Origin of the sequence: Cobetia sp. 29-18-1 (assembly GCF_029846405.1) — a bacterium.
Classification (GTDB): domain Bacteria; phylum Pseudomonadota; class Gammaproteobacteria; order Pseudomonadales; family Halomonadaceae; genus Cobetia; species Cobetia amphilecti.
The window spans coordinates 218,598-231,917 of the sequence record NZ_JARWKS010000004.1; the positions used below are offsets into that span (position 1 = coordinate 218,598).

Genomic DNA, 13,320 nt, shown 5'->3' on the forward strand with positions numbered 1-13,320 from the left:
AGGCTGAAGGAGCATGAGGCGTGACACTGGAGCGAGAACCGGATGAAGACACGACGGCAGAACCTCCTGATGGGCAAGACACCACGAAATGAGCAAGCAAGGCGCTGGCAAGACGCTGACTGAGCCAAGCATAGCCAAGCCTGAAATAACCATGGCTGTAATAGCCAGGTCTGTAATAGCCAAGGCTGTAATAAACAGGTCTGTAACAACCAGGCGCTGGCTTTCAGCATCCCACGCAGTACGCCGCCCCCGCATCAGGCCTTGGTCGCAAGGCGGCGGCAGCGGCTGGAACCAGGCGGTGCACAAAGGGCGACGCCTCGCGCGGCGCAGATGGCGACGGCGAGACACGAAAAAGCCCGCTCATGAAGAGCGGGCTTTCGGGAGGCGCAGATGATGACGCGAGGCGTTACACCATGCTGTCGAAGTCCATGTTGTCGAAGCTTTCCGGCGCATCGGCGTAGCCGTAGAGCGTGTTGCGACGCTGCAGGCGGAATTCACCCAGCAGCTGCTCGTAGCGGCGCGGCACCTCGGCATTGTCACGCGTGACGATGTAGAGGTTCTCGTAGACGGCTTCGGTCAGCGGCATCTCGCGCACCTGACGCTGCCACGGCGAGGTCTCCAGCACCGTGCGCGAGACGACGGTGAAGCCCAGACCACGCGCCACGGCGTCCAGCACCATGCCGATATCGTTGGTGAAGCCCTGCTGCGGGAAGTGGCTCATGGAGCGGAATTCGCCGGCGAAGTTCTCACGCAACAAGGCACTGGCATTGTTGACGCCATCGGCGTAATTCATGAAGCCCAGCGCCATAAGCTCATTGAGGCTGTTGCCGGCGAAATCGGCGGGCACCACCAGGCACAGCGGCTCCTGATGCCACAGCTCGAAGTTCAGGTCCGGATGCTTGACCGGCTCGGTGACGATGCCCAGGTCGAAGCGACCCGCCAGCACGTCCTGCACGATCTCGGAATTGAAGGCGAAGCTGTAGCTGACCGTCAGCCCCGGGTGCTGCTGCTGATAGCCCAGCGTGAACGGGTAGAACATCAGCCCGACGCTTGAGGGGCTGGCCACGCGACATTCGCCGCTGTCCGGGGAGTCATCATCCAGCGAGTGCATGAACTGGGTGTGCTCGGCGAACAGCTTGATGGAGTAGTCATAGCAGCGACGCCCCGCTGCGGTCAGCGAGAACTTGCGTCCCTGGCGATTGAGCAGCGAGCGGCCCAGATACTGCTCCAGCTTGCGAATATGCTGGCTGACGCCGGGCTGGGTCATCTCCAGCTTGCGCGCGGTATGGGTAAAGCTGCCGGTCTCCACCAGTGTGATGAAGGTACGAAAATACTGGGCGTTGAACATGAAGGCACTGACCACTCACGAACGGGGGACGCGACTCGGCGCATCGTGTTGCCGGCGACGACCTGCATGACGCAACTGCCATGTCAGCACAGGTGTCACCGACCCGCAAAGCACATGATTCTACCAGAGCTGGCCGCCATGCGCAGCGCTGCGCCCCGCCACTCTCGCGTGTTAGCATCATGGACAATGCCAGCTGCCACCTTGGCTGCGTCTGCCGTGTTCAACGCCACGGCGACGCGCCAGGGCCCGGCGCTTTACCCCTGTCCTGGCCAATCTTCGGACTGGCCCGAAACACGAGATGCTCTAGATGTCTGATGCTCTGGCTGCACGCGGCGAAGCCATTCACAAGGCGCTGCTCGCCATGGAAAGCGACTGTGCCGAAAATGACCTGTTCCCGCTGGGGTACATGATTCCCCAGGTGGAACTGGTGCTGGAAAACGCCGATTACGATCCCGAGGATGTGGTCGCGGAAGACTTTGACGCCACCTTTGAAGAGTGGATGCAGCACGCCTTTGCCCAGGACAGCATGAGCGTGGACGACCGCGAGCGCATTGCTGAACTCTGGGCAGAAGCCCGGAAACGCGCCCAGACCACCGTGGGCGCCTGACACAAGGAAGACAGTCATGAATTCTGTCACCAGCGAAGCGACGACCTATTCACGTGATGCCAGCTCCATGCTGGTCTCGACCATCATCTCGCCGGAAGGCAGCCTGGAAGTGCTCTCCCAGGATGAGGTCAATCGCCTGCGCGATACCTCCTCCAACGGGTTGCACGACATCCTGCGCCGCTGTGCGCTGGCCGTGCTCAACTGCGGCAGCCAGACCGATGACAGCGTCGCGGTGCTCAACGCACACAAGAATTTCGAGATCGAGGTGCTGCAGCAGGACCGCGGCATTCGCCTCAAGCTCGACAATGCGCCCGGCGATGCCTTCGTCGACGGCAAGATGATCCGCGGCATTCGCGAGCATCTCTCCAGCGTGTTGCGTGACATCGTCTATGTGGCCAACGAGATCCAGAACACTCCGCGTTTCGATCTCACGACCACCGAAGGCACCACCAATGCGGTGTTCCATATCCTGCGCAACGCCGGGGCGCTGAAGTCCTCGCGTGAGCCGAGTCTGGTCACCTGCTGGGGCGGGCACTCCATCAACCGCGAGGAATACGAGTACACCAAGGACGTGGGTTACCACCTCGGCCTGCGTGATCTCGACATCTGCACCGGGTGTGGCCCGGGCGCCATGAAGGGCCCGATGAAGGGCGCCAACGTCGCGCACGCCAAGCAGCGTCGCACCGAAGGTCGCTATCTGGGCATCTCGGAGCCGGGCATCATCGCCGCCGAATCGCCCAACCCGATCGTCAATGAACTGATCATCATGCCGGACATCGAGAAGCGCCTTGAAGCCTTCGTGCGTACCGCACATGGCATCATCGTCTTCCCGGGCGGCGTGGGCACCGCCGAGGAGATTCTCTATCTGCTCGGCATTCTGCTGCACCCGGAAAACAGCGAGCTGCCGTTCCCGGTCATCTTCACCGGCCCGGCGTCCAGCGCCGAGTACTTCAAGCAGATCGACGAGTTCATCGCCTACACCCTGGGCGAGGAAGCGCGCTCGCGCTACACCATCATCATCGACAATCCGGTCGAGGTGGCACGCACCATGCGCGGTGGCATCGACGAGGTGGCGGAATTCCGTCGCCAGCATCAGGATGCCTTCTACTACAACTGGCGCCTGCATATCGCCCCGCACTTCCAGCAGCCCTTCGCGCCGACCCACGCCAACATGTCGGGCCTGGCGCTGCACCGCAACCAGCCGGTGCATGAACTGGCGGCCAACCTGCGTCGTGCCTTCTCGGGCATCGTCGCCGGCAACGTCAAGAAGGAAGGCATCGAGGAGATCGAGCGCGACGGCCCCTTCCGCCTGACCGCCGAAGCCGAGCTGATGGAGCGTCTCGACGCCCTGCTCACCTCCTTCGTCGCCCAGGGCCGCATGAAGCTGCCAGGCAGCGATTACGTGCCCTGCTACACCCTGTGCAAGTAAATGGCCCGGTGATGACACGCTGAGGCGTGTCGTCACCTCATCAGCCATCACATGAGCGCCATCACAAGAACGCCCCGGTCATCGCTGATCGGGGCGTTCTTGTTTATAGGGATGATCTTGCTGACAGCATCTCATGAGCCGCAAGAATCGAGGCTCAGCCTTCCTCACCACGACGGCGCTGCATCCACATGCTGATCACATGCGCCAGCAGACCCAGCGTCAGGCCATCGACCAGCACCTCAAGCGCACCTTCCTGAGGGCGGTTGAGCATCGGCGCGGCAAAGTTGAACGCTGCCATCGCCGCCAGCCCCACCACCAGCCAGACCAGCAGACGACGCATCATCGTCGGCACCTTGGCCTTGGCGGTCTCTGACAGCTGGCGATAGATGTAGATGCCCAGCGCGCTGACGGCGACGGCAAAGCCGACGATCAGCATCAGACGCGTATTCTCGCCACTCATCAGGAAACGCGGAATATTGGCGACCATTACCACCGCCAGACCCGCCAGCACGGAGACGCGCTGCGGCGTCAGGTTGCGGGCACGCGGATGATCAGGATTCAGTTTCGGCATTGAAGCAGTCTCGATGAAAGAACGGACAACAGAAGAAGCAGGCGGCGGGTCAGCCCACCGCCGCAGAATCAGGCAGTGGCCGGCAGGGTCGGAATCCAGCTCTCGACCCACGGCAGCGCCGCGTCGTCGGCCATGAAGGTTTCCATGGCGTCGATCTCGAGGCGCTCGCCGTGGCGCGTGGCGCCCAGGTCGGCCAGACGCTCATCCAGATGACGCCCCGCGCCACAATAGGTCTCGCCGTAGGAGCTGTCGCCCAGGGCGATCAGACCGTAACGCAGCCAATCCAGCGCTGGGGACTCGGCAGACAGCGCATTGAGGAAGCCGGTCAGATTGCCCGGCACATCGCCACTGCCGGTGGTGGAGGTGACGAACAGCGCCAGATCAGGGCGCGCGTCAGTCAGGTCAGCCAGTGTCGGCTGGTCGAGCACCTCGACCGTATAGCCGGCCTGCTCGAACAACGGCTGAACCTGCTCGGCCACATCCAGTGAACCGCCATACATCGTGCCGACAAAAATCTTCAGAAGCGCCATGCATCCTTCCTTATTCGAACGATCACCCGCCAGTGGCGGGAACGTGAGTGCAGTGCGAAGAGTCGCGCAGACGCTCTCCGACATTTGGTCGCGATGGTAGCACAGCCCGCCTGCGAGACGCAGGCGGCAGGCGGGCCTGGTCTGATGAATCGATAGCACCGCGTGGCCGCGAGACGCAGGCAGCAGGCAGCAGGAGCTGGCAGCCCCCTTCTGAGCACCCCACAAACGAGAACAGCGCCACCGTGAAGAACACGATGGCGCTGCGAGGGTCTTGCCAGTGAAGCATCCTGCGTTGCGAGCCTGGATCACGACCGCTGGCGATGAATCCCTGTCAGGTGCGAACTTGCGGGTTCAAAGCCTTCTGATCAGAAGCGATACGCCACTGACAGACGCACGTCACGCCCCGGGCTGGTGATGGCGCCCGTCGTGATGCCGCGTGCGCTGTTGGGTTCCAGGAAGTAGGTGTTCTGGTCGGTATATTCCTTGTCGAACAGGTTGTAGATACCGGCCGTCAGCGTCAGGTCCTGCATGTCACGCGGCACCCAGCTGGCGTAGACATCGTGCGTGGCGTAACCGGCGCGCTCGCTCTGATCATCCGGCAGGTCGGTGAGGCGCTCATAGGCGGTCACGGTCCAGCCGATCGTCATCTGCGGGTCAACGAAGGTGTAGCGGTTGTCCAGGCTCCAGCGATCACCGGTCTGGTTGCCCAGGCCCATGTCATCGACCACGGTCTCGCCCTGGTTGTCTTCCAGGTCCATGGTCAGGTAGCCCAGCGTCATGTCCCAGCCGCCGATGCCGTAGGTGGCACGCGCCTCGACACCCTTGCTGGTGACGATGCCTTCCATGTTGTAGATGGTGGTTTCGCTGCCGACGGTCTCATCGGTGATGTAGTTGTCGAAGTGGGTATCGAAGTAGGTGACTTCCAGGCCAGCGCGGTCACGCTGGGTGAGGAGGTCATTGCCCTTCCAGCGCGCGCCGACTTCGGTGCTGCGCGAGGTCTCGGCCTCGAGACCCGGTTCGACGGTCAGCGTCTCGCCGACACCGACGCCATCGTCGGCCAGGATGGCTTCACGGCCCTTGTTGCCGCGCACTGCCGTGGAGTAGCCGGTGAACAGCTCGACACCGCCGCCGACACGCCAGTTGAGGCTCGCGTTCGGGCTGACATCGGTGTCATCCAGCGTCTCGCCATTGGCATATTCGGTCTTGTAGTCATCGACACGCGCGCCGAAGGACAGGTCCACCGCGCCCAGCGTCATGCGGTGTTGGGCGTAGAGCGCGAGGTTGCGCGCCTTCTCGTCGAAGCTGCCGGTGCTGGATTCGTCGTAGACGTAATCGCTACCCAGCGTCAGGCGGTTGTTCATGTCCTCGGGGCCGAAACGGAAGGTGTTGTTCAGGTCACCGCCGTAGCTCTCGACATCGGCGTTCAGCTCATCGCCGGTGGAGACGGTGGTGCGGTCCAGCTCGGTCTTGGTGTGGAAGACGTTGGTGTGCACGTCCACCAGTCGCGAGCCCGGCTCATAGTCATAGTTGGCGGTATAGGTGTCGCGGCTCAGCTCGGTGTCGACCTTCTCGTTGTTGAACGGCTGACATTCCATGTTGGGACGCGTGCAGTAGATGCCGCTGTCCTCGTTGTGCTCGGCACTGATGCGCAGGCTGTGCGCGCCCTGGTCGAGCAGGCTGAACTTGCCGAAGTAGCTGCGCTGATGGCCGCCGGTACCTTCCTCTTCATCACCGCCGCCGGTGCGGTAGTCATCGCTGTTGCGTGCGCTGGTCGAGAACAGCAGGCCCGCGTTCGGCGCGACTTCACCGTAGACGGACAGCGTGCCCTTGACGGCATCTGCCGCGGACTCGGTGCTGCCCTTGACCATGCCGCCGAAGGTCTCACCCGGCTCGAGCAGGTCCTGGGCATCCTTGGTGACGAACTTGATGCTGCCGCCCAGGGCGTTGGGACCATTGTCGGCGGCGCCCGGTCCGGCCTGGACTTCAGCGCGCTTGAGCAGTTCCGGCTCGATGTTGAAGCTGGAGCTGTGGTGGAACAGGTAGCCATTCTGGCTGGCACCATCGACGCTGATGTTGAGGTTGGTGTCTTCCAGACCGCGCACGTAGATCATCTCCGACGAGGCAGTGGTGCCGCCGACGGTGACGGACGGCGTATCACGGAAGACATCCTTGAGGTCATGCGCCTGATGCAGCGCGATCTCTTCGCTATCGATGACCGCGGTCGCGTTGAGGCGATCGTCCTCGATCTGCAGCGTGTCCATCTGCAGCGTCTCTGCATTGGCAGTACTGGCACACAGCAGCGCAATGGCTGCCACCAGCGGACGCGGAGTGAAAGCAGTGGCGCGGGAAGCGCTGGCTGCCACGCACGGAGAGAGGCGATCGGTCATGAGCGGAGGGTTCCCAAGATTAATAATAATAATGATTCTCTTTGCGAACGAGATAATGCACGCGTTTGCACATTTGCGTCATCAACACTTCCTGCAACGCCGCTCCGCAACTTCTGCAATCAGGCCGCGTCATTTCTCGCCTCTTGCAGCGCCGGATTGTGCCTCAACTGCCAAAAACGGCCCGATTTGCACACTTTTTCACCCGTGTAGTCACCAAATTCACTTTTTTATCACCTGTCTGTCATCAGATACGGAACCATCGCCAGCCACTGACGTCTTAGCCGACGTGTCTCGACAAGTGCCTGGCCCACGCAAATTTCTCGCTTCACGGCAGGGTTTCATCTTGCGGAGATCGGATTTGCGCAATGCATGCGACTTTGGATGCAACACTACATCCAGAGTGATATAGTTAGCGTGCTCAGATTAAGGGCGCTTGCTGTCACGCCAAGGCAGTGCCCTCTCATGGCCTCGGCCCTGAGGATATCTGCAGCAGATGCAAGACCTGTCGCCGCGCGCTGAGGTGCTCGGCTGGCAGTGACGGTTGTTGATCGATGAGCGCGTCTTTGCCCGGGGGATTCCCCTGCGGCCTGAGGGGCACGGTCATCGACAGGCAATCCGTTGTGCAGCGACTGGCGCTGCAACGGGCCCGTTTGGCCCGTACAAGGTGGGTGTTTCCCTGACGGCACACCCCGACCCTCTGAACAACCGGACCTATTCGATGAGCGATATCGACGCCTACAACACCTTCCTGATGGTCGCAGACCTCGGCAGCCTGTCCCGCGCAGCAGAACGTCTGCGCCTGCCCAAGTCCACCGTCAGCCGTCGCCTCGACGCCCTTGAGGGCCGTTTCGGCACTCGCCTGGTCGAGCGTGGTCATCGTGGCATTCGCCTGTCAGAAGCCGGCGAGACCCTTTACCGTTACGCACGCTCGATGGCCAATCTCGATGATGAAGCGCACCGCGCCATCGAAGACCGCCAGTCAGACCTCACCGGTACCATCCGTATCCACGCCACGCCGTCGCTGGGTCGTCACTTCCTGGGTCACGCGCTGACCAGCTTCCTGTCGGAGCACGAAGGCGTCGATATCAAGCTGAAGCTGTGGCACAACGGCCGCGAGATTCTCGAGAATCAGCCGCACCTGGTGATCGGCTTCCCGCATCTGGCCGGCAGCACCCACGTCTTCCGCCCGCTGACCCACTGGCATCAGGCGGCCTACGCGGCCTCTCATGTCGAGAACCCGGAAGAACTGCCGTGGGGCGAGCTGGAACCGCTGGTGTCCGGCACCTCCCTCTCGCGTCACCCGGAAGACCCGCGCCCGAATCACATCCAGTCAGATGACCTCGAAGTCCTCACCGACTACGTGGCCGATGGCCTGATTCGCGCCGTGCTGCCGACCGACTGGGTCAACACCCTCAGCGAGCGCAACGGCCAGTCCTTCAAGCGTCTGGAATGCAGCGAGATCCCGCCGGTCGAGATCGGCATGCTATTGCCGCGTGGCCCGATCCCGACCCGCGTGCGCATGCTCGCCGACTGGCTCGCCCGCGAAATCGGCAAGTCAGAGCCGGAGCGCGTCACCGCCAAGGCCGCCCGCCGCACCGTCAGCGAAGCTGCTACCACTGCCGGTTGATTCAAGCTGTGCAACGCTAACTCTCACCCTCGCGGTGACATGAATCAGCGCGGTACGCAGCAAAAAGGCCAGCCCTCAGGGGCTGGCCTTTTGCGTTCTGGCTTGTCATGTTTAGCATGTACTGAATCAATGACAGGCAGGGCTTCTCATGTGGCAACGCGACACGCTCACCCTCTCCGCCCGCAAGCGCGGTTTTCACCTCATCAGTGACGAGGTGGAACAGGCATTGGCCGAAATGCCGCCGGTCAGTGTCGGCCTGCTGCATGTGCAGCTGCTGCACACCTCCGCCTCGCTGACGCTCAACGAGAACGCCGACCCCGACGTGCGCCACGACATGGACGCCTTTCTGCGCCGCCTGGTGCCTGGCAACCTGCCCTACTTCCGCCACACGCTGGAAGGCGATGACGACATGCCCGCCCACGTGCTCGCCAGCCTGCTCGGCACCCAACTCACGCTGCCTGTCGAAGCCCGCCGCGGCGTCAACCGCCTCGCCCTCGGCACCTGGCAAGGCATCTGGCTCGGCGAACACCGCGATCACGGCGGCAGCCGCAGGCTGTGTCTGACACTGAGTGGAGCATAGTTATATATTAACGAGCCATCCGTTCAATAAAAAACGACTTCTACTCAATATTATAATTAGCTCTAACATTTTTCATGACAGCATTAAACAACTCGATCATCTCTTTATCAGTAACTTTTGATTTTTTAGGCCTATTTTCACGCTCTTCAAAATAGGCCATAGCAAAGCTTCGATAAAAAGGATCGATGAATGAATATTTTTGAGAATTATCTTCTAGCTTAACCATTTCACCAAATTCTTCTTTTTCAAGATTCTGCAAATCTTCTTGTAACTTTTTCTTTGTGACACGAATGCCATTATCTTTTGTGTAACTAAAAATGTCATCAATATGAGCGCCCTCCGGATCTTGAGCGATCAAAGCCCTTAATGTTAGGTCGACAGCCTTTATCTTCAGGGCACTATCAAAAGCGTCTTTCAAAGTATCCTCTTCATCCTTTATATATTCGGATAAAGCATTTTGGAGGTCTTCTGAAATAAACTCTACTGGGCTAGTAACAGTTTCAGTAATTAAGGCAGAATCGCATAAAAAATAACATATCTTATGACATATTGAAGCCAGCCCATTTGAGTATTTAATAATATCCTCTTGCACGTCATCTGCTATTTTTATATTCAGTGCAACACAGCCTTTTCTGATTATCTCCTCAATCTCTCTATCCGTCATTAGGTCAACATGAATTTCAGATACCCTTTTACGCATCTCTTTATCAGATTTAACTACTTGCCTTGCTGTATTGACGGCTCCTAAAGCTATGATCTTAAGGTCTTGGTATTTCGCCGAAAGATCGACAAAGACCTTCATCATCTGTGCTAGCTTTTCTTTTTCCTCTCCTTCTATCTTATGGAAGTCCTCCAACACCCAGCAATAACCGGATTGTCCTAATAGCCTACCAAGGTTTTGTGGCGTAAGTTGAGGTGGAAGTAAGCGAACCTGCTTTTGTCCCTCTGAATTTTCATAAACGGCTCCAATCTGTGCTTTAATTGCCATGTAATCAGCTTTAGCAGTCGCATCCACTTTAACTCTATTACTACTTGTTACCTCTTGAACGTAAAACTCTTTAAGTTGGTCAAATGCATCAAGAACGACCTGTTCAAAGGTCATTCCTCTCATACAATTTGTACTTATATGCTTTTCATACGTCCTGAATAAAACATTATCAAGTAAAGTGCTTTTCCCCGAACCTGAATGCCCATAAATAACCACTTGATTACCTGGTAGCCTTAATGCTCTGCTCAGTCTTGTATCTACATTCTGATTAACTCGCTCGACAAAAGTAACTTTAGCAGAACTGGTTGGTGTGAAAACATCTTTAAGATCGTACCTGATCATACAACCTCCATAAAAATAGTAACATCGTTTATATCGACACCAAAACAAAGGATTAGTACCAAAATACTGCATACATCTTTAAAGAAAGGCCAAGACTCAATAACATACTTTCCACAGAACAGGAAATAATATTAACTTCCTCCATGGCAGCTCTGTAGAGCAGACTATAGCCCCTCTACAAAACAATCTGCCACTATCAATACAACAATATTTAGTCTAAGCAAAGATATCTACAACTCTCCTCTTTTTTATAATTTTACTTCATAGAGTCCTCGTCCCCTACCGTGCCGCCCATCGGGTCGATGGCTTTGCTGGAGGGGTATTTGTAGGAGGCGAAGCGCACGGCGAGTACCGAGAGGGAGAGGAAGAAGATGCCGCCGCAGAGGTAGAGCAGGCCGATATCGGGGGCCTTGTGGTGGGAGACATCGCCGATGAGGTAGCGCGTTAGCGCAGTGATGGCGATGTAGAGCAGAAAGCGGATCGGCAGGTGGTTGGTCTTGAAGTAGATACCGACCATCGCGCCGAGTTCGAGATAGATGAACAGCAGCAGGATGTCATCGACGCTGGCCGAGCCCTTGGCGAACATCTCGAAGAAGGCCGATACCGAGGCGATGGCAATCGCGCCACCGATGGCGAACAGGCCGAGATAGTGAAAGCCTTCAACCAGGAAGTTGCCGATCGAGTTGGCTTGCTTGTGCATGCGCTCCCGATGCTTGTCTAACCTGTTCATGCCGCGTGTCCTCAGACAGAGATGATGGAAAGAGACTGCAATATCGGTGCCGCGGTCGTGATGAAGGCAAGTTTGGGCCACTGGGCCCACGCAGGCGCTGCCCTACCAGCCGAGCGTCTGCTTGACGAAGGGAATGGTCAGCTTGCGCTGGGCAGAGAGCGAGGCGTTGTCGAGTTCGCTCATCGCCGCGAACAGGCCCGGCAGGCTGCGCGGCCCGCGATGCAGGATGTAGCGGGCGACTTCGTCGGGCAGTGCAAGGCCGTGGTCACGTGCACGCAATTTGAGCGCTTCGAGGCGCTGGGCGTCATCCAGCCCCGAGAGGTGGAAGGTGACGCCCCAGGAGAGCCGCGAGGCGAGATCCGGCAGGATGACGGGCAGCAGCCGCGGTGCGCAGCTGGCGCTGACCAGCAGATGCCGCCCACCGTCGCGCAGGCGGTTGTAGAGGTGGAACAGCGCCTCTTCCCAGCGCTGCCGACCGATCACCACATCGAGGTCATCGATGGCGACCAGGTCCATCTCGTCCAGCCCTTCGAGCATGTGCGGCGGGAAGTGACCCAGCTCATTGAGCGGCAGATAGAAGGCACGCTTGCCCTGCTCGCCCGCCAGATGACAGGCCGCCTGCAACAGGTGGCTACGCCCACTCTGCTCGCCGCCCCACAGATAGACGAAGGGCTCCCCGCCGTCGGCAAGCTGCCCCTTGAGGGCCTCCGCCAGCGAGGTCGAGGTGAAGTGGTAGTTGTCGAAGGTCGCGGCGTCACGTACCCCGACGCCGAGTGCCATCTGTCCCTGAGTCATTGCCATCCGTCATGCTGATTGTTGTTGCCGTGATCTCGTCTCTCGATCACTGGGTATCCTCTGCCGCCGGCGGCGCTGGCTGATCTGCTGCCACCGCGGGGCGAGAATCACGCTGTTGGTCATATAAAGTACTGTTTTTATAGCGATCATGCAGATAACGCAAGAGCACCATGATCACGGCCGCCACCGGCAGGGCCAATAGAATGCCGGTAAAGCCGAACAGCTGGCCGCCCGCCATCACCGCGAAGATGACCGCGACCGGATGCAGGCCGATCTTGTCGCCCAGCAGCAGTGGCTGCAACACCACGCCTTCCAGCAGCTGACCGAGCGCGAAGACCCCGCCGACCGCCAGCAGCGCCCACCACTCGCCGAACTGGAAGAAGGCCACCGTCGCCGCGATCAGGATACCCACGATGACGCCCAGATACGGCACGATGCTGGCAAGCCCCGCCACCAGGCCGATCAACAGCGCGAACTTGAGCCCGATGATCGCCAGGCCAATGGCATAGACGATGCCCAGACTCAGCATCACCAGCAGCTGCCCGCGCAGGAAGGCGCCCAGCACCTCATCACAGTCATGCGCCAGACGCGTGGCGGTGGGCTCCATATGGCGCGGCAGCAGGCCCTGCAGCTTCTCCTTCATGCGGTCCCAGTCGAGCAGCAGATAGAAGGTGACGACGGGAATCAGCGCCAGATTGCCCAGCCAGATGGCCATCGCCAGCCCGGACTTGGAGACGGTGCCCAGAAGCGCGGCGGCGAAGGTGCCGGTCTCTTTCCAGTTGCCCAGCAGCAGCGAGCGGACCTGATCGAAGTCGGCGCTGAAATCCAGCCCGGTGAACGACTGGATTTCCGGCAGCACCGTCTCGCGTATCCAGTTGAAGACCACCGGCATGAAGCTGATCAACTGCGCCAGCTGACGCCCGAGCAGCGGCACCAGCACCAGCAGCGCGATCAACAGCACCACCGAGAGCACGCTGAACACCAGCGTGACCGCCAGATGGCGCGACAGGCCCTTGTCTTCCAGCCAGTCGGCCAGCGGGTCACCCAGATAGGCGAGAATCATGCCGATGAAGAACGGCATCAGAATCGGTTCGAGCATCACCAACAGGCCGAGGAAGGCCACGCCTGCGGCCAGCAACCACCATTTACGCTGCATCTTCACTCCTTGAGACAAGCCGTGGGGCACTCGTGACGGCTGACTGCCGACGGCGCACGCATCACCCATTGTTGCCTGTCGCCGAGTCACCCACAAGACACGCGCCGCTCACGCGTCTGACATTGCCTCCCCCGGCGCCACCCAAGGTGCGACAAGGCCTGCCATGACTGGCGCGGCGGCCTTTTCACATTTTGATGTGGTTTTGTGAATCGGCACAGTGTCAGCCGCGA

At 59.4% G+C, this 13,320-nt stretch carries 12 protein-coding genes; 4 read left to right on the plus strand and 8 right to left on the minus strand.

The window, feature by feature from the left end:
• Window positions 1-406: 406 nt before the first annotated feature.
• Entirely contained in the window at window positions 407-1,348 is a 942-nt protein-coding gene (locus QD208_RS04995) for a LysR family transcriptional regulator (protein ID WP_043334148.1), read from the minus strand.
• 307 nt (window positions 1,349-1,655) lie between these two features.
• Here QD208_RS04995 and QD208_RS05000 point away from each other — a divergent pair, with 307 nt between their 5' ends.
• Complete coding sequence (locus QD208_RS05000; RefSeq protein ID WP_043334118.1) at window positions 1,656-1,955, plus strand: hypothetical protein; 300 nt, start codon at window positions 1,656-1,658, stop codon at window positions 1,953-1,955.
• Window positions 1,956-1,971: 16 nt separating this feature from the next.
• On the plus strand, window positions 1,972-3,384 hold the full coding sequence (gene ppnN, locus QD208_RS05005; protein WP_277876238.1) for a nucleotide 5'-monophosphate nucleosidase PpnN: 1,413 nt from the start codon (window positions 1,972-1,974) through the stop codon (window positions 3,382-3,384).
• A 154-nt stretch (window positions 3,385-3,538) separates the two neighbouring features.
• On the opposite strand, the gene QD208_RS05010 is transcribed toward ppnN, so the two are convergent.
• The 3 genes from QD208_RS05010 to QD208_RS05020 form a co-directional block, all read right to left on the minus strand.
• The gene (locus QD208_RS05010; RefSeq protein ID WP_052384630.1) at window positions 3,539-3,955 is read right to left on the minus strand and encodes a hypothetical protein; all 417 of its coding nucleotides are present in this window, start codon (window positions 3,953-3,955) and stop codon (window positions 3,539-3,541) included.
• 68 nt (window positions 3,956-4,023) lie between these two features.
• The gene (locus tag QD208_RS05015) at window positions 4,024-4,485 is read right to left on the minus strand and encodes a flavodoxin domain-containing protein (protein WP_043334117.1); all 462 of its coding nucleotides are present in this window, start codon (window positions 4,483-4,485) and stop codon (window positions 4,024-4,026) included.
• A 365-nt stretch (window positions 4,486-4,850) separates the two neighbouring features.
• Window positions 4,851-6,872 carry a TonB-dependent receptor gene (locus tag QD208_RS05020; RefSeq protein WP_279835976.1) on the minus strand — a complete coding sequence of 674 codons (2,022 nt, stop codon included), beginning with the start codon at window positions 6,870-6,872 and terminating at the stop codon, window positions 4,851-4,853.
• A gap of 718 nt (window positions 6,873-7,590) precedes the next feature.
• Between QD208_RS05020 and QD208_RS05025 the strand changes: the two genes are divergently transcribed.
• Both QD208_RS05025 and QD208_RS05030 read left to right on the plus strand, forming a co-directional pair.
• On the plus strand, window positions 7,591-8,499 hold the full coding sequence (locus QD208_RS05025) for a LysR family transcriptional regulator (RefSeq protein ID WP_043334115.1): 909 nt from the start codon (window positions 7,591-7,593) through the stop codon (window positions 8,497-8,499).
• A 148-nt stretch (window positions 8,500-8,647) separates the two neighbouring features.
• The gene (locus QD208_RS05030) at window positions 8,648-9,079 is read left to right on the plus strand and encodes a secondary thiamine-phosphate synthase enzyme YjbQ (protein ID WP_279835977.1); all 432 of its coding nucleotides are present in this window, start codon (window positions 8,648-8,650) and stop codon (window positions 9,077-9,079) included.
• A 40-nt stretch (window positions 9,080-9,119) separates the two neighbouring features.
• On the opposite strand, the gene QD208_RS05035 is transcribed toward QD208_RS05030, so the two are convergent.
• From QD208_RS05035 to QD208_RS05050, 4 genes are all read right to left on the minus strand, one after another.
• The gene (locus tag QD208_RS05035) at window positions 9,120-10,409 is read right to left on the minus strand and encodes a hypothetical protein (protein ID WP_279835978.1); all 1,290 of its coding nucleotides are present in this window, start codon (window positions 10,407-10,409) and stop codon (window positions 9,120-9,122) included.
• A gap of 256 nt (window positions 10,410-10,665) precedes the next feature.
• Window positions 10,666-11,139 (minus strand): phosphate-starvation-inducible PsiE family protein, encoded by a 474-nt coding sequence (locus tag QD208_RS05040; protein WP_279835979.1) that lies wholly within the window; start codon window positions 11,137-11,139, stop codon window positions 10,666-10,668.
• A gap of 102 nt (window positions 11,140-11,241) precedes the next feature.
• Complete coding sequence (hda, locus tag QD208_RS05045) at window positions 11,242-11,940, minus strand: DnaA regulatory inactivator Hda (RefSeq protein ID WP_043334111.1); 699 nt, start codon at window positions 11,938-11,940, stop codon at window positions 11,242-11,244.
• A 40-nt stretch (window positions 11,941-11,980) separates the two neighbouring features.
• On the minus strand, window positions 11,981-13,090 hold the full coding sequence (locus QD208_RS05050; RefSeq protein ID WP_043334110.1) for an AI-2E family transporter: 1,110 nt from the start codon (window positions 13,088-13,090) through the stop codon (window positions 11,981-11,983).
• Between the last annotated feature and the right edge of the window lie 230 nt (window positions 13,091-13,320).